Origin of the sequence: Methanobrevibacter filiformis, from assembly GCF_001639265.1 — an archaeon.
In the GTDB taxonomy this organism is placed as follows: Archaea; Methanobacteriota; Methanobacteria; order Methanobacteriales; family Methanobacteriaceae; genus Methanacia; species Methanacia filiformis.
The window spans coordinates 34221-53563 of record NZ_LWMT01000234.1; the positions used below are offsets into that span (position 1 = coordinate 34221).

Consider the following 19343-nt stretch of genomic DNA (forward strand, 5'->3'; position numbering starts at 1 on the left):
TTTTTATTTTTAAAATGAAATTGAATCTATTAACACGTTATTAGTTTAAATTTCTAATTTAAGTATTAATATTTAATTTAATAGCTAAAGAACCTACTAAATACATTTAAAAAAATAAAATACATTTAGATTTTTACAATATATCTATACAATATTGAGATGTTAAAAAAGTAAGAGTACTATCTCTTTTTAGGAGTATATTTTAAGATAGCTATTCCTTTTTTATTTGTTTTAGATTTTCCAACATATTTTCCTGCAACATAGAATTTAATGTATTTACCAGCTAATACTTTTCCTTTAATAGTAGTTAATTTAGCCTTCAAATTTACAGGTTTACTATATTTGGTTTTAGCATAGTATATAATAGTGATTGTTTTTTCTTTAGATTTAGCAATGTAGGTGTAAGTTTTAGACAATTTATTGTATTTATTGTCTCCAGCGAACTTAATTTGTAATTTATTTAAACTTTTAAGTGTGGTTTTTATAGTAAATTCACCTTTATTATTAGTTTTATAATTACCTATTTTTTTACCATTTATATAGACTGTAAATGTTTTGTTTGGAACTGTCTTACTTTCACTGGTAGCTTTGATTTTTATTGTTTTTTTATCTCCAACATATCCAGATGGTAATTTAGTGGTTAAAGTGATATTATCTTTAGTTACAGTTATAGTAGACGTTGATGTTGAATAATCATAAAACCCTATAGGATCAGTGAAGGATGAAGTGTAAGTTAATGTGCCTGTTTTTGTTGGAGTATATTTAAAGTAAACTACACCTTTTACATCAGTAACAGCCGTTCCGATAAGTTTTCCATTAACATAGAATTTAACCTCTTTATCATCAATAGATTTACCATTACTATCTTTTAAAATAGATTCAAGTTTAACAGAATTATCAACAGCCACTATCACATTTAATGTATTGATTTGGGTTGGAATTGCAACTGAGACAATAGTTACTGAACTACTATTGTTGCTATTAGTATTATTTCCACTTGCTGAAACATTAGCAGAATTACTAATGTTACCTATAGCTATTATAGTAGCATTGATTGTAAGTGTTACGGTTTCACCAGCTGCAAGCCCGTCAATAGTCCATAATCCATTAATATTATTATAAGATCCTTGTGTTACAGATGCTTTATTAAATTTCAACTTAGTACTGTCTATTATTTCAGTTACAAGAACTCCAGTAGCATCAATAACACCATTGTTCACTACATTGATGGTATAAATCACAATATCTCCAACATGACCCTTAGCACTATTACTAATTCCATTAATGCTAGCTATTTTAACAATACTAATATTTACATTGTTAGTCACAATAAAAGTAGTACTGTTAGTAGCACTAACATACTTATCATTTCCATCGAAGACAGCAAGAACATTAAATAGTCCAGTTGAACCTACAAGATAAGTAATACTCCATTTACCACTGGCATCAGTAGTAGCATTATAATTAACACCACTAACAGTCACAACAACCTTTACATTACTAATCGGAACACCCTTCTCACCCAACAAACTACCATTAATACTAACACTACTATTCACCTTAGCATCCACAACATGATTAATAATCAAAGTACTATTCAAAGGCAAACCATTAAAACTAGTGCTATTTACAGCAGCAACATAATTAACATTACCCACAAACTCAGCAACAACATTAATACGCCCAGTTGAACCTACAAAATAACTAATACTCCACTTACCACTGACATCAGTAGTAACACTATAAACAACACCATTAACAGTCACAACAACCTTTACATTACTAACCGGAACACCCTTCTCACCCAACAAACTACCATTAATACTAACACTACTATTCACCTTAGCATCCACAACATGATTAATAATCAAAGTACTATTCAAAGGCAAACCATTAAAACTAGTGCTATTTACAGCAGCAACATAATTAACATTACCCACAAACTCAGCAACAACATTAATACGTCCAGTTGAACCTACAAGATAAATAATACTCCACTTACCACTGACATCAGTAGTAGCACTATAAACAACACCATTAACAGTCACAACAACCTTTACATTACTAATCGGAACACCCTTCTCATCCAACAAACTACCATTAATACTAACACTACTATTCACCTTAGCATCCACAACATGATTAATAATCAAAGTACTATTCAAAGAAACTCCATTAAAACTTGTTTCATTTCCAGCAGCAGCATGATTAGTATTACCATTAAAGATAGCAACAACATTAAATAATCCAGTTGAACCTACAAGATAAGTAATACTCCACTTACCACTGACATCAGTAGTAACATTATAAATAACACCCTTAACAGTCACAACAACCTTTACATTACTAATCGGAACACCCTTCTCATCTAACAAACTACCATTAATACTAACACTACTATTCACCTTAGTATCCACAACATGATTAATAATTAGTGTGCTATTTAAAGCTGCTCCATTGAAATAAGTTGTATTAACAGCACCAGTATAATTACTATTACCAACAAAGTCAGCAACAACATTAATAACACCATTCGAACTCACAAGATAAGTAATACTCCATTTACCACTGACATCAGTAGTAACATTATAAGCAACATCATTGACAACCAAATTAACAATAACACCACTAATCGGAACAACCCTTCTCATCCAACAAAGTACCATTAATACTAACACTACTATTCACCTTAGCATCCGCAATAGGATTAATAATCAAAGTACTGTTTAAAGCCAAACCATTAAAATAAGTTGAATTAACAGCACCAGTATGATTAACATCACCCACAAACTCAGCAACAACATTAATACGCCCAGTTGAACCTACAAAATAACTAATATTCCACTTACCACTGGCATCAGTAGTAACACTATAATTAACATTATTAACAGTCAAATTAATACTAACACCACTAACTGGAGCACCTCTCTCATCCAACAAACTACCATTAATACCAACACTACTATTCACCTTAATATCCACAATATGATTAATAATCAAAGTACTGTTTAAAGCTAAACCATTAAAATAAGTTGAGTTAGCAGCACCAGTATGATTAACATCACCCACAAAATCAGCAACAACATTAATACGTCCAGTTGAACCCACAGGATAAACAATGCTCCACTTACCACTGGCATCAGTAATAACATTATACATAACATTATTAACAGTCAAATTAATACTAACACCACTGACTGGAGCACCTTTCTCATCCAACAAACTACCATTAATACTAACACTACTATTCACCTTAGCATCCACAATAGGATTAATAACTAAAGTACTGTTTAAAGCCAAACCATTAAAATAAGTTGAGTTAGCAGCACTAATGTAATTAGCATTACCAGCAAACTCAGCAACAACATTAATACGCCCAGTTGAAATCACATGATAAGTAATATTCCAATTACCATTTGCATTAGTAGTAGCATTATACATAACATTATTAACAGTCAAATTAATACTAACACCACTAACTGGAGCACCTTTCTCATCCAACAAAGTACCATTAATACTAACACTACTATTCACCTTAGCATCCACAATATGATTAATAACTAAAGTACTGTTTAAAGGACCTACATGAATTGTTGTGCTTGCATTAGTGTTACTACCATTAAGGATTGTTTCCTTTGCTGTTACATTTGCAACATTTTCTATTGTTCCTAAACTAACTATTATAACTTCAATTTCAAGTGTAGCTGTTTGATTAACATTTAGTGTTCCAATACTCCATAAACCAGTATTATGATCATAAATACCTACTGAAGAAGTGTAATTAAAGTAGGTTATTTTAGAGTTCAATATATCATGTACCTGTACATTTGTTCCAGTGTCTAAACCATTATTTTTAACAGTTATGGTATAATTAACGTGCTCTCCTAGATGAGATGTATTAAAGCCAGTTATATTTGATACTTTGGTAATGTTTAGATTAACTGCTGGTGCGACATTTATTGTTACTGTGGAGTTTATATTTGGATCAACAAGCGCTTCAATAGCTGTTACATTACCTGCAGTGTTGTTTATTGTTCCTGATTTAATAGCTTGAACAATCATTTGTAATGTTACATTTGTTTTACCTGCAATATCTCCAACAGTCCAAATTCCTGTTGTGCTATTATATGAACCTCCAGTCCAATTAAGAAGCTTAAAACCATTATTCAACAAATCAGTAAAAGTAACATTAGATGCGAAGTCAGTCCCATTATTAGTTATAGTTATTGTGAATTGGATAGTATCGTTATTCAAAACATTAGTCACATTAGCCTCTTTAACAATAGTAAGATTAACAAGAGGATCAGCATCAATAATAAGAACAATATTCTCATTATCTGCTAAAGCATTAATTGATGATTGAAGATTAGTATCATTTAACATTACAACTTGTGCAAATGTGAGTGTCCTTATATCCCCATTACTACTATTAACAGTATTTGTACTGTTTCTAAGTAATACTTCTACTGTAAAGTTAGGTAATAAACTTGGATCATTAGTAATATTAGTAGTTAGATTGTTTAAGGTTAGTCTGTAAGATAAGGTTGCTAGAGTGTTTTTTGTATAATTCCTTGTTGCATTTATAGTTGTGTAAAATGTATTATTCAATGAAAGTTCAAGAACATACCAATATGTCAAGTTGAAATCAGCACCATTATTTGTATACTTGCCAGTAACATCATTTAATCCCCACCAATTAAAGTTAACATTAAGATTAGTACCAGAATTATTAAGTCCCAAAGTATTATTATAAATACGATTATACTGAACAATACTACTATTTCCAGTTACATTAATACCAATAGTATTATTAACTATAGTTGAACTCATAACAGTATCATTAGAACCTAACACCGATATACCTACCCCATTACCATAAAATGTAGCATTACTTATTATATTACCGCCGTTAGTTGTATTAAAAGTCAAACCAACTTTTAAATTAGCTATTGTAATGTTAGAGAAAGTGTTGTTATGACCATTTACAAATATTCCTCTTGAGTTATTATTTCCAATAATTGAACCATTAGAAATATTATTCCTAGAACCATCCACAAGTAAAACAATATCATTATTAATTATAATATTATTACTTAGTAAATAGCTATTTAAATTAATAAATGAATCATTGAAACCAAATCCTAAAACAGCATCATTACCCTCAAATGAATTATTATCAATAAAAGTCTGATTATTTAATGTATAAATAGCTGCATGAGTATTATTAGAAAATGAAGAATTGCTAACAGTAAAATTAACACACATATTATAAATAGCACCACCATAACCAGCATTATTACCAATAAAACTAGAATTAATCACACTAAAATTAACACCCCCATCATAAGTAATAACATTATAACTAACACCACCAGCACTAGCATTATTACCAATAAAACTAGAATTAATCACACTAAAACCATCACCCTTAATATTATAAATAGCACCACCCTCATAACTAGCATTATTACCAATAAAACTAGAATTAATCACACTAAAATTAACACCACTATGACAAATAGCACCACCAGCACTAGCATTATTACCAATAAAACTAGAATTAATCACACTAAAATCATACCCTCCATCATTAATAGCACCACCCTCATAACTAGCATTATTACCAATAAAACTAGAATTAATCACAATAAAATTAACACCAGCATTATAAATAGCACCACCATCATAACTAGCATTATTATTAGTGAAGCTAGAATTAATCACACTAAAATTAACACCATTCTCATTAAGAATAGCACCACCACCATTAGCATTATTTCCTGTGAAAGTAGAATTAATCACACTAAAATTAACACCATAAATATAATTATTAATAGCACCGCCACCAATAGCATTATTACCAATAAAATTAGAATTACTCACACTAAAATTAACACTAGCAAGATTATAAATAGCACCACCATAACTAGCATTATTACCACTAAAACTAGAACTCCTCACACTAACATTACCACCATTATAATTATAATTATAAATAGCACCACCATAACTAGCATTATTATTAGTGAAAGTAGAATTAGTCACACTAAAATTAGTACCATTATTATAAATAGCACCACCATCTAATGAAGTATAACCATTAATAAAAGTAATATTAGCAATAGTAACATTGTTAGCACTAATATGGAATATCTGTGATAGTTTCTGAGCATCAATAACAGGAGAACCAAACTCGCCACTAAGGGTTAAATTGTTATATGTGTTATTTATTGTTAAGTTTGTGTTCACTCCAACTCCAATATAGTTAATAGCACCACCTAAATTTGAACCAGCAATGTGAATCACAACTTGGGTTAAATTAAACTGTTTAATAATATCTAAAGCAGAAGAAATGTTTTTGACTGCATTGTTCCAGCTACTACCATCAAAGCTACCAGTACTTATTGAAGAGTTAACATATGTTCCCATAGTATAAGAAGGAGTTAAAGCACGAACCTCAAGAATGGAATTCACCTTATCTCCACTAACCTTAATATTAGCAGATTGATTAGACAAAGTTACAACAATGTTAGTCCAGTTATAAGAACTAGTACGAGCTTCGCCATTATAAACTACTGAATTACCAGTATTAGCACTACCAATAGAAACACTAACATTAAAAGAAGGTAAGTTTCCAGGAGTATTAGCAACAGCAGAGTTATTTAATATAAAGTTATAGCTAAGATTAAAGGCTGTGTTAGAAGTATAATTAATAGTAAGATTATTAAGAGTTTCATTTGTAACATTAACACCATTTACATAAAGTTTCATAACATAATAATTAGTAATAGTGATAGTACCACTAGTCAAACCAGTGAGGTTATTCTGTCCCCACCAATTAAAATTAGCAGTTACTGAACCTGCTGATCTGTACAAAGCATATCCACTATTGTTGTATAACCTACTGTAATTTAAAACCATGTTACCGCCAGTGTATATTCCTCCAGCAGTAGTTCCAGAATTATTAACAATATTAGAACCAGTGATATTAAGACTAGCAGTACTATAGACATAAATAGCTCCACCAATACCCCCTTTATTACCTGTGATATTAGACCTACTTATATTACCAGTAGTAGAAACATCAATAGAAATAGCACCGCCATAACTACTAGCATTATTACCAATGAAATTAGAATTATTCACAATAAGTCGAGTATTATAATTACCACTAATAGCACCACCTTCAGGTGCAACATTATTTGTGAAGTTAGAATTGTTTACATTAAGAATACCATTGTATTCATTAAGAATAGCACCACCATAACTAGCAGCTTTATTACTATTAAAAATAGAATTATTCACAGTAAGATTAGTAGTATTATCAATATAAGCAGCACCACCATAAGTAGCATTGTTACTAGTGAAGTTAGAACTATTCACATTAATATTACAGTATGAACCATAAAGAGCACCACTACGACCATTATTATTATTAAAAGAAGAAGCATTGATAGTAATATTACTACGTACACCATAAAGAGCACTACCCCAACCATAACTGTCATAAGAACTAGTACTATTAGCATTATTTCGAATAAAATATGAATTAGAGATACTAATATTACTATAACTACTATAAATAGCTCCACCAAAACCAGCATTATTGGTAACAAAATTACCTGTGAAATTACAATTTATTATTGTTATTTTAGAATAATTATAAACAGATATAGCACTACCATTAACAGTATTACCACCATTTATAAATGTTAAGTTTGTGAATGTTACATTACTTCGTGTACCTGTAATATTAAACATTTTTCCAAGTTTTACTGCATCTATAGTTACTGTGTTTCTTGCACCATTACCCTGAATTGTGAGGTTTACACTTGATGTAATGTTATTCCTAATATCAGTAGTTTTATTATATGTTCCAGTATTAAGTGTGATTACATGATTAGTACCTGCACCTCCAGTATTAACTAAAGCAACAGCTCCATTGATTCCAGTAGCATTAGTAGTACTAATTGTAACACTTACAGCACTAACAGATGAAATACTAATAAATAAAATAGCTATTAGTGATAATATAATAGCTATTTTAATTATATTAATATTAATTATATTACGTTTTTTAGAATAATTATTTGATTTTATAATATTATCTTCCTCATTTTCTAATTTTATACTATTCCTTCCCTAATCTATAACATATGATTGAATTATAAATTTTAATTTCTCAGAAGTCAAAATTTTGACAACCTAATACATTGTAAAATTTATTTCTATAAATAAATATTAATTATAAATTAAATATTATATTTATCAATCCTATATTTAGTTTTATTAATATATAAATATTACTATTATTACGAACATATAATGTATCAATGAAAATTTCTAAAATTTTATTTAGAATTAATTGGCTGTGCAATGATTATTTTTTGTAAAAATAGATATCTAATTAAAATAAATTAAAATATTTGTAAGTCATTAATACATATTTTTTATAAAAAATAAATGTTTAAAATAGTTATAATTAATAAATAACTCATATTAATTAGTTAAATCGAATTAAAAATAGTTTAAATGATAATAAAAATTAAATGTTTAAAAATAACTATGTTTAGTAAATAGCTGTTAATATTAATTAAAATAGAATTTTATTAAATATTAATGTTTATTTTTATAATATTATTTATTATAATTCTATAAATGTAATTTTAAGTTAATTAACAAAATTTAAAAACTTAGATTTTTGAATTGTTGCACAGCCTTTTAAGTTAAAAAAAATATATTTAATAAATGTTAAGAATATGCTATTACTACAATAAAGTTAAAAATAGAAAGAATACTCTAAATTAAATTAATAGCAAAAAAATAGAAAAATAGAAAAAGTATTAGCTAGAAAAAATAGTAACTAAAAAAATTGTAAAAAATTAATTAAGTTATTTAAGAGTTACACCCATTTCAAGTTGTTCAGTAAGCTCTTTATATCTATTTCTTATTGTAACTTCGGTTACACCAGCTATTTCTGCAACATCTCTTTGAGTCTTTCTTTCATTAAGTAAGACTGAAGCAATGTATAATGCAGCGGCAGCTACACCTGTCGGTCCTCTACCTGATGTAAGACCTTTTTCCATAGCTTTATCAATGATTTCAATAGCTTTTGACTGTACTTCACCAGATAAACCAAGTTCACTTGCAAATCTTGGAACATAATCAACAGGAGATGTTGGAGGTAATTTAATGTTTAATTCTCTTGTTAAAAACCTATAAGTTCTTCCAACTTCTTTTTTAGTGACTCTTGACACTTCAGCTATTTCATCTAAAGTACGAGGTACACTACATCGTCTACATGCAGCATATAGTGATGCTGCCACTACTCCTTCAATACTTCTTCCTCTAATCAATTTGTTTTCCACAGCACTTCTGTATACAACAGATGCCGCTTCCCTAACACTTCTTGGAAGACCTAATCTTGAAGAGTCTCTATCCAATTCACTTAAAGCAAAAGCTAAGTTTCTTTCAGTAGCACCAGAAATTCTGATTTTTCTCTGCCACTTTCTAAGTCTATACCATTGAGCTCGATTTCTTGCAGGAATATCTCTACCATATATGTCTTTATTCCTCCAATCAATCATAGTACTTAAACCTTTATCGTGAATGGTGTAAGTGATAGGTGCTCCAACCCGTGTACGCTTATCTCTCTGTTCATGATCGAAAGCTCTCCATTCAGGACCCATATCAACTAAATTTTCATCCACAACAAGACCACAATGGGAACAAACTATTTCAGCACGTTCATAATCTCCAATGAGATCTTCAGATCCACATTCAGGACATGTTGTTGTTTGTTTTTCTGTAGCAGTAACATCATTTTGCATACGTTTTTTAGCAGAAATGGAATCTACAGGCTTTCTTCGCTCAGAAAGTTCATTAATCATTTCATCTTTCGTGATTTCCTCTCCTTTTTCTTAGAGTTAACAGCTACATACAGATTATCTGATTCACTATTACTATATTTATTCAAATTAATAGATTTAAACAACCTTACAGATATATAAGGATTCTTAGTAGGTCCAAAGATATTTGCAATTTTACCAATCTTCTTTTTATTTTTATCAAAAATCAAAGCTCCAAAATGAGGTGTTTTTGATGACCTAGCTATTAATTTCCCAGAATTCGACATATGCGAGATAGTACCTAAAAATTTCATGATAATCAAACTTTATTATAAAAGTGAATGTATGTATACTATACCCTTTAAAGCTCATCATATATAAGTATTACGATAATATTATATATAAAAAATAATGTATTATATAAATATATGGATATGAAAAGTAATAGAAAATCATTTAATACATTTTTAAAAAGATGAAAAACGATGTCATAAGCAAAAGAACATATTGTTTATATAAAACAAGATTTAACTACATAACACAAATTTATATAACTATTGAATAAAATGATAATATAGATATGAACAATTCGAAGTAGTGAATATTGTTGAACTAATAAATAGTAAAAATTATAGTCCTAAAAACATTTGAAAAACGAAATCATAAAAATTAAAACAAAATAATTAAAAAGTACTATAAATTAATTAACAAACTAATTAAAGCACTATAAATTAATTAACAAACTAATTAAAGCACTATAAATTAATTAACAAACTAATTAAAAAGCATATTATAAATTAAATAATAAAAATATTATAAATTTAAAATCTCAGAAATAGCTTTACCTTTATTAATTTCAGAAATTATATTAAATTCATTTATTTTAATATCAATTAATTGCCTCATCACTAATTTAAAGATCCCTTTGGGAATAACGACTACCCCACTTTCATCAGCAAATATAAAATCTCCAGGAAGCACATTAACACCATCTATATTAATAGGAACATTTATTTTACCTTTAGCATAAGCTTTACCTGCATTTGGAACAACAGAAGAGGCAAATACGGGATAATCATAATTAATCAAAAAATCAATATCTCGTGTAGCACCAACTATTACAGTCCCGCTAATTCCTTTAGATTTAGAAGAAGTAGAAGTTAATTCTCCCCAAATAGCTGAAGATTCACCTGGAGCATGAATAAATAAAATTTCTCCTTTTTTAGCTTTATCAATAGCGATTAAGCTAGTTCCCCAATCATTAGAATCAGTTTCAGCTGTAACCACCACCCCATAAGCTTTTTGATTATTAATAGATTTAATAGTTTTAATAACGCCATTATTATTAGATAAATCGCTTAAAGCATCTGAAATTTGGCATGCAGATGTTGATTCTAAAAGTAATTTAAGATTATTAATTTTACCATCCAAATCATCATATAATTTAGTAATATCTAGATTATCAAGATTTTCACCAATAAAATCATTAATAGAATTTTTATTATTTAAATCAATAACATCAAATAAAGTTATATTCTCATAATCATAATCTTTAACTTTACTCTTATAAAAATCATTTAAAAAGCTTTTTGGAGATAATTTTTTAGAAGACATAAAAACACATTTACAAATTTTAATTAATATATAACTAATAATATAAATAGAAATTAATTAATGAATAAATATATAATCTTTAATTTATAAATAACTTTATAATAATTAATGAATGTTTAATAAATAACAAGATAATATAAAGTTTTAATTAATATAAATATTATATTATTATAATATAAATAACTATTTATTAAATACAAAATATCACAAAAACAAAATAACATATAAAATTATTCAATTAAAATTTAGACAAATCAAAAAATATATACAATTTTATATAGTAGTAAAAATATACAATAAATTGGATAATATTACAATCATATGCTCAAACGAGTTTTACAATTTTATTTATCATTTTATATAATCATTAGCTATTAAAATGTTGAAACATGACATATAACAATACAATAGCAAAAAGAAGTAATTAAAAACTATTAAGACATATATACCGAATATTGAATAAACATACGAAAATTAAATCATGAATTTAAATTTACACTAACTTAATTATTAAATTATCAGGAACAATAACTAAATATGACAATTAATATGAATGTTATTATTTAAGGGAGTATTATAATCAATGTATAGCTTACAAAATAGCTATTAATTCAAAATTATTAAAAGTATGTAACTATTGATGGAAGATTTAATATAATTAACTTAATATGAAATAGGATGAAAAATTAAAGATTAAATTATTTTAAAATACATAATTTTAACTTATGAAACAAAGTTTAAAAAAAAATTAAAGAAAATCAAAGATTTTCTAACTTAACAAATTAAATTTGATCAAAAGACATTTCATAAAATAATTATTAAAAATAATTAAAATTACATTAATTAGTTATTATAACTATGTTATTTAATCTATTTTAATTTATAAAAAATTATTATTATTGATTTATTAATAGTTATTAAATTGATTAAAAATATTAAATTAATATATTCTCTGGATTTAATATTATAATAGTTATTATAATATAGTTATTGTTCAAAGGTTCAATATATAGTCTAAAGTTAAAAACAACACTTCTTTAATTGCATGAGAAATAGCTGAATATTTACAAAATGATATTTAATTAAACTCCTTTTAGTTTGATTGTGAATAATCTAGAAATTAAATTATTATAAAATATTCAAGTTATTATAATTACTCACATTAACCAATTATTAAATTATTATATAAATTACTTATGAAACTTACAAGTATAATTTATGCAATTAAATGCAATCTGTGAATTCAAATAATTCATAATCCCTAATTAAATTAAAATTCATAGAATATAAATTATCCCTGAAAGTATCTAAATAAATGGAGGCTTAACATGGGAAAAGGAGAAGAATTAACCACAACAAAATATCTTATACATGCCCAAATCAATGCCAACGGAATAGTTGAAAAACCTGACGTTGTTGGGGCAGTATTTGGTCAAACTGAAGGTCTTTTAAGTAATGACCTTGATTTACGTGAATTACAAAAAACTGGAAGAATTGGAAGAATTAAAGTTATAATTCATTCCAATAGTGGTCGTGCAAAAGGAGAAATTGTTATACCATCAAGTTTAGATAGAATTGAAACAGCTATTTTAGCTGCATCTCTTGAGACAATTAATCGTGTAGGACCTTGTGAAGCTACAATAACTGTTAAAAAAGTCGAAGATGTTAGAGCAGTTAAAAGAGAGCAAGTTGTTAACCGTGCAAAAGAAATTTATCAGGGAATGATGGATAAAGTAGCTCCTGAAAGTATTAAAATGATTGAAGAGATTAAGGAAGCTATGAGAATCCATGAAATCTGCGAATTTGGAGATGAAAAACTTCCAGCTGGTCCTAATGTCCATACATCAGATGCTATACTTGTTGTTGAGGGCAGATCTGATGTACTCAATCTCTTAAGATATGGAATCAAAAATGCTGTTGCTGTTGAAGGAGTTAATATCCCTAAAAGTGTAGCGAAACTAACTAAACAAAAAACTGTTACTGCATTTGTAGACGGCGACCGTGGCGGAGAGTTAATTTTAAAAGAACTTCTACAAGTCGGAGAAGTAGATTACATAACTCGAGCACCAAAAGGTAAAGAAGTTGAAGATTTGGAAAAAGATGAAGTTATGATAGCTTTAAGAGATAAAGCACCAACAGAACAGCTATTCCAAAGTAAAAAAGCAAAAACAAAACCTAAAATTGAAGACAAAGTAACGGTTCTAAAAAAGATTTTAAGAGATTTAGAAGGAACAGGTAATGCTGAAATAATAGATGATACTCTAAATATCTTAAAAGAGGTTAAAGTAGAAAAATTATATGATGAACTTAAAGAAGATAATGGAGAATCATATGCTGTTGTATTTGATGGTGTTGTAAGCCAAAGATTAGTAGACATATCATCAAAAAAAGGAATCAAAAATTTAGTGGCATTTGAATCTGGAGAAATAGTCAAAAAACCACAAAATCTACGAATAATCACTGGCAACAATTAATTTTAGTATTATTCAACAATATAGCTATAAGATTTAACTATTAATATGTAGCCATTATCCTATTTCTAATTTTATCTTTTTATTTTACAATTTTTTATATTCTATTTTATTTTTCATAACCCTACTTTTATATACTTTTATATTTATTTTCATAAACACTACAATAATCCTATACTAATTCTAAGCATACTCTAAATAAATAATTATTTAAATAAAGAAACACTTATATTAATGTACAACTGTTTAATAAATTCCAGATAAGATTATTAAAGTATAAAATAATTTATTAAACTCATAATCATATTTTACAATTTTTTTTAAATCTTGATAAAATATGGTGTATCCAATGTATATTGTCTAAAATACAAAGATCTTGTTAATCTGAGAGTATGAAAATGAATGAAGATTTTGAAATAGATCAGTTACCTACTAAAAGTAAAATGGCATTAGTAGAATACAAACTGCCAGTTTATGATAAAAAAGGAAATAAAAAAAACATTATAGATATTTTTGATTTTCAAGATATGATGGAAGAATACTTTATTGAGTTGGAAATTAGAAATTATTCTCAAGCAACAATTAAAACATATACTTCCATTGTCAAAACATTTCATGAACATTTATTGAATGAAAAAGATGTTTATGATGAAAGAAGGTTTTTAAGAAGCTTTAAAAAGTATATACAACATCTTAAAAGAGATAAACATGTAACACAAAATTATATATACCTTGTTACTGTTGTAGTTAAAAAATTCCTTGAATTCAGTAGATTATACTTTTTAGATGAAATTAAAGCTCCAAAACGGACAAAATCTTTGCCTAAATCATTAAATGAAAATGAAGTGCGAAAATTGATTAATGCATGTGAAGTAGATGAATATGATAATTTAAATAAACAAATTGTTAAATTAAGAAATAAACTTATTTTAGCACTTCTGTATTCATCAGGTCTTAGAATTTCAGAATTAGTTAATTTAATAACAAAAGATATTGATTTTGATGAGCGAACAATCAGAATAAGAGGAAAAGGAGATAAAGATAGAATAGTCTTATTTGATGAAAAAACAAAAGAAGTCATTGAAGAATATCTAAAACTCAGAGACTCAAATGAAGAGTACTTATTCTTAAATAGTAAAATTAACAAACCATTAACTCCTAGATACATCCAACTAATGATAAAACGTTATGCGGAAACAGCAGGAATAAGAAAAAAAGTCACTCCCCACATTCTTAGACATTCCTTTGCAACACATTTACTTAAAAATGGTGTAGACATCAGAGTAATCCAGCAGTTACTTGGACACTCCAATTTATCCACTACACAAATTTATACGAGTGTAGATATGGATACATTAAAAACTATGTATGATAAAGCTAAAATGTAGTGTTAAAATCAATATAATAATATTAAGGTTGTACTATTATAATAATTATAAATATTATAAAGATCAAAAGCAAAAATTGAATTAAATAATAATCAGAAATACATTATAAGTAACAATAAACTAAATAATTAGTAATACCCACTACACATAACAATAAACTAAATAATTAGTAATACCCACTACACATAACAATAAACTAAATAATTAGTAATACCCACTACACATAACAATAAACTAAATAATTAGTAATATTTAATCAATTAAATAACAAAATAGATAGTTAGATAATATGAACAAACTAAGATTTACATTTTCTATTTTTATAGGAAAACTTGCTTTTTTAGGTTTAAAACTTTTAAAAAAGCAGGGCACTGCTCTTCCAGGAAAAATAGCACTGAAAATTTATCCAAATATCCTAAAATACATGGGAAATAAATGTGATAAAATAGTTATCATAACTGGAACAAATGGTAAAACAACAACTAATAACTTAATAAACCATGTTTTAAGTGGAAAATACTCTGTTGTGTCTAATATTAAAGGATCTAATATGATACAAGGAGTTGTGACCCCATTTATAGTTGACAGTGCTAAAAGATATGACTGGGGCGTATTTGAAGTGGATGAAGGTTCAATTCCCATAGTTAGCCAATATATCACTGCAGATTATATGATTTTGACTAATTTCTTCAGAGACCAATTAGACAGATATGGAGAAGTTGATAGTACTGTTAAACTTGTTAAAAGTGCTATAAAACCTGGAACTACCTTAATATTAAATGGAGACGATCCTCTTAATTCAAAATTTGAAGAATTACCTAATAAAAAGATATATTATGGAGTTCTTAAAAATAAACTATCTAAATCAGAACTTAGTGTAGCTGAAGCCATATTTTGTAGTAAATGTGGGAATAGATTGGAGTATAACTATTTAAACTATGGAAATATTGGACATTATAAATGTAGAGAATGTGGTCTTGAAAGACCTAAATTAAAATATTATGTAAGTTCTGTTGATGTTGAAAGTAATAAATATAAGTTTACTGCTAATTCCCTGACTGAAAAAAATTCAAAATTTGTTTTCAGATACTTAGGACTTTATAATATTTATAATTGCATTGCAGCCATTGCATTTTCTTATGAAAATGGTCTTAAATATGATTATGTTAAAAATAAACTTGAAAACTTTGATTATAAGCTTGGAAGAATGGAAACCATCAAGTTTAAAACAAAAGATGTTATATTAATATTATCTAAAAATCCTGTAGGACTTAGTGAAGTTTTATCAACAATTGGCTATGACACCAACAAAAAGTCTGTAATGTTTGTTTTAAATGATGCAAGTGCTGATGGGAAGGATATTTCATGGATCTGGGATGCAGACATGGAACAAATAGCTAATATTAACACAATAAACAAATTCTATGCATCAGGACATCGTAGTGAAGAGGTTGCCCTTAGATTAAAATATGCTGGTTTTGATGAAGAAAAAATAAAAATTTATGAATCTACAAAGGAAAATAATATAAAAAATAGTATAAAAAATCTTTTAAAAGATGGAGAATCTAAAAGTTATGTTATTGGAACATTTACAGCTATGCCTGTTGCAAGGAACATTTTAATTAAAGAACAAACAAAAGAAAAAGAAAATTATAGCTAATAAAAAACATCAAAAATTAGATACATAACAACACAATAAATAGCTATTTAAATAACTTATATTTAAAGAATATTGTTGAATAAAATTTAAAAAATATTAAAAATACCATATAAATTTACAATATTTTTAAAAAAAAATTGAAATCAACGAAACATATAAATACTAGAATCGATAATGTATACTTTGTAGTATTTTGTATATACCATATGACCCCAAATATGAAATATGAATACTATGAGAACTGCTTGGTTCTCTTTTTGGTTTGTAGACATTCAACTATGACCTCTACAAACCATTATTATTATTTTAAACTAATTAATTTTCATTATAAATAGACTATTCTTTATAAAAAATTATTTTCACTTTTTCTACTGATTTAAATTAATATGTAATTTTGATCTAATATGTAATTTATCACCTTATTAATATTATCCAATAATTTGATATTATAAGAAGTATACATATATAGTATTCATTATCTAATATAATTCATTAAAAGTATCTAATTAGATCTACAAATAAAAGGTAAAATTTAAATAGTATAATCTATATAGTATACTTTGTAGTACTTTGTATTATACCATATGACCCAATATGATATATGAATACTATACATAAGAACAATTATGTTCTAGCAATAGTTAGTTTGTAGCTATTATAGTTATGTATAGCTACAAACTATTATTTATCCAATAAACTAATACTGCACATACTTATTCTCTAAATAAACATTATTTTACTTTTAATATATATACTTTTCAATAATTTATTAATATAAATAGATAATTGTTAATGAAATTAGTGTACTAAATATAAATATTTTATAATAAATAAATATAGTTCATATACATAATAACAAAAATATTAAAATTTAGTACACTAATTTCAAAAATATTAAACGATTAGGATAGAAAAGCTAAATTAGAAAATTATACATGTTTAAAAAATTAAAGATAAATAATAAGAGTTATGCTAATTTTATGCATAATTTGTATTGGTTTAGGAAGAATTGATTTTTAATAGATATTATTCATTTAGAATACTTGTTTTTTGAAATATAATGAAACTTAATTTATTAAGTTAGAAAATCTCTGATTTTCTTAAACGCTTATTTCCAGAAGAACTTTAGAGAAATCTTTGATTTATTTTTTGAAATAGGTTTTGATGGTACTGTAAAAGGCAATGCTAAATTCAAGATATTATTTGAATCACAATTTGTACTTATGTTTCTAGAATTTAATAATAAATATTATATGTAACCACATTACTCAAAAAGTGTGAAGTATAGTCATTTTTTTAATTCTTAGAAAAATATGATAAAAATACACTTTAAATTGAATTTAAAGGTTTTTAGATGATGTTTCTGAAGATTTGAATTCACTACAGATGTTACAAAGATTTGGTAATATACTATATTTGATTAGAATAGCTTAAAATCTATTTAAACTATTAATATTAATTAATATTATAATCTTATATTAAAATATATAATTATAACATTTTAAAATTAGTAAATAGTTCATATTTATTCTTTAAAATTAAATTAGAGAATTGAAAAAATAATAAAAATTAAAATATTTAAAAAATAATTATTTTTGATGAAATAGCTATAAAATAGCTATTAATATTAATTGAAATAAATATAAACTTGAATAATAGTGAATTAGGAAAATAAAAATTTTCCAATTCTCGATTTGTGTTTAAAGTATTATTTTTTCTTTTTGGGATTGTATTTTAAAGTTGCTATTCCTTTCCTATTAGTTTTTGCTTTTCCCACATACTTTCCAGCAACATAAAATTTAACATACTTCCCAACTAAAACATTACCTTTCTTATCAGCCAGTTTAGATTTTAATTGAACAGTTTTACCATACAATGTTTTTGCCTTATATATTTTAATAATTGTTTTTTTAGCTTTAGCAGTGTATAGGAGATCTTCCATAATTCATTGATTAGTTAATTGATACTTATTGGCTTATATTATGATGATGAAGTAATATTAAGTTAAAATAAGGATTATTATTTAGTTTATTGGGTTTTAAGTGATTTATCTTTGTTGATTATTTTTTAGTAAAGTTTAATAATCTTTGTGTTGAAATATGACTTCATGCATTAATGACTTTAATAAACTTTTTTTTATTAAGTTTTTGTGCATTTATTATGAAATTTGTATTAATAAATTAGTGCTTTTGTATGAATCATGTTTTGATAAATGGCATACTGACTAAGAGATACTTATTTAGACATGTATGGTTTTATACTATGTTTATTTATGTTTTTTCTAGTATATTGTGTCTTTTAGATTTCTTGTTCGTATTGTATTGTATATTGCATTTCTGATGTTTATTTCATTAGTTGCAGC

Annotated in this window: 10 protein-coding genes; 4 read left to right on the forward strand and 6 right to left on the reverse strand. The window is 26.3% G+C overall.

The window, feature by feature from the left end:
- Window positions 1–179: 179 nt before the first annotated feature.
- Complete coding sequence (locus tag MBFIL_RS06340; RefSeq protein ID WP_157078704.1) at window positions 180–2678, reverse strand: DUF11 domain-containing protein; 2499 nt, start codon at window positions 2676–2678, stop codon at window positions 180–182.
- Complete coding sequence (locus tag MBFIL_RS06345) at window positions 2629–7761, reverse strand: beta strand repeat-containing protein (protein ID WP_066972694.1); 5133 nt, start codon at window positions 7759–7761, stop codon at window positions 2629–2631. Before MBFIL_RS06345 ends, MBFIL_RS06340 begins: the two co-directional genes overlap by 50 nt.
- Before the next feature lie 181 nt (window positions 7762–7942).
- Here MBFIL_RS06345 and MBFIL_RS10600 point away from each other — a divergent pair, with 181 nt between their 5' ends.
- Window positions 7943–8086, forward strand: coding sequence for a hypothetical protein (locus MBFIL_RS10600; protein ID WP_157078705.1), 144 nt, complete (start codon window positions 7943–7945; stop codon window positions 8084–8086).
- A gap of 805 nt (window positions 8087–8891) precedes the next feature.
- Here MBFIL_RS10600 and MBFIL_RS06350 read toward each other — a convergent pair.
- The 3 genes from MBFIL_RS06350 to MBFIL_RS06360 all read right to left on the reverse strand — a co-directional run bounded on the left by MBFIL_RS06350 (window position 8892) and on the right by MBFIL_RS06360 (window position 11462).
- On the reverse strand, window positions 8892–9830 hold the full coding sequence (locus tag MBFIL_RS06350; protein WP_066972711.1) for a transcription initiation factor IIB: 939 nt from the start codon (window positions 9828–9830) through the stop codon (window positions 8892–8894).
- A gap of 56 nt (window positions 9831–9886) precedes the next feature.
- On the reverse strand, window positions 9887–10162 hold the full coding sequence (locus MBFIL_RS06355; RefSeq protein ID WP_066972699.1) for an H/ACA ribonucleoprotein complex subunit GAR1: 276 nt from the start codon (window positions 10160–10162) through the stop codon (window positions 9887–9889).
- A 499-nt stretch (window positions 10163–10661) separates the two neighbouring features.
- The gene (locus MBFIL_RS06360; protein WP_084266332.1) at window positions 10662–11462 is read right to left on the reverse strand and encodes an RraA family protein; all 801 of its coding nucleotides are present in this window, start codon (window positions 11460–11462) and stop codon (window positions 10662–10664) included.
- Window positions 11463–12790: 1328 nt separating this feature from the next.
- On the opposite strand from MBFIL_RS06360, the gene dnaG reads away from it, so the two are divergent.
- The 3 genes from dnaG (at window position 12791) to MBFIL_RS06375 (ending at window position 16981) form a co-directional block, all read left to right on the forward strand.
- Window positions 12791–13936, forward strand: a complete 1146-nt coding sequence (gene dnaG, locus MBFIL_RS06365; protein WP_066972701.1) for a DNA primase DnaG — start codon at window positions 12791–12793, stop codon at window positions 13934–13936.
- Window positions 13937–14376: 440 nt separating this feature from the next.
- Complete coding sequence (xerA, locus tag MBFIL_RS06370; RefSeq protein ID WP_066972716.1) at window positions 14377–15321, forward strand: site-specific tyrosine recombinase/integron integrase; 945 nt, start codon at window positions 14377–14379, stop codon at window positions 15319–15321.
- 289 nt (window positions 15322–15610) lie between these two features.
- On the forward strand, window positions 15611–16981 hold the full coding sequence (locus MBFIL_RS06375) for a MurT ligase domain-containing protein (protein WP_066972704.1): 1371 nt from the start codon (window positions 15611–15613) through the stop codon (window positions 16979–16981).
- Between the two features lie 1708 nt (window positions 16982–18689).
- Here the strand turns inward: MBFIL_RS06375 and MBFIL_RS06380 are convergent.
- A complete protein-coding gene (locus MBFIL_RS06380; RefSeq protein WP_066972708.1) occupies window positions 18690–18923 on the reverse strand; it encodes an Ig-like domain repeat protein in 234 nt (77 codons plus the stop codon).
- Window positions 18924–19343: the final 420 nt, after the last annotated feature.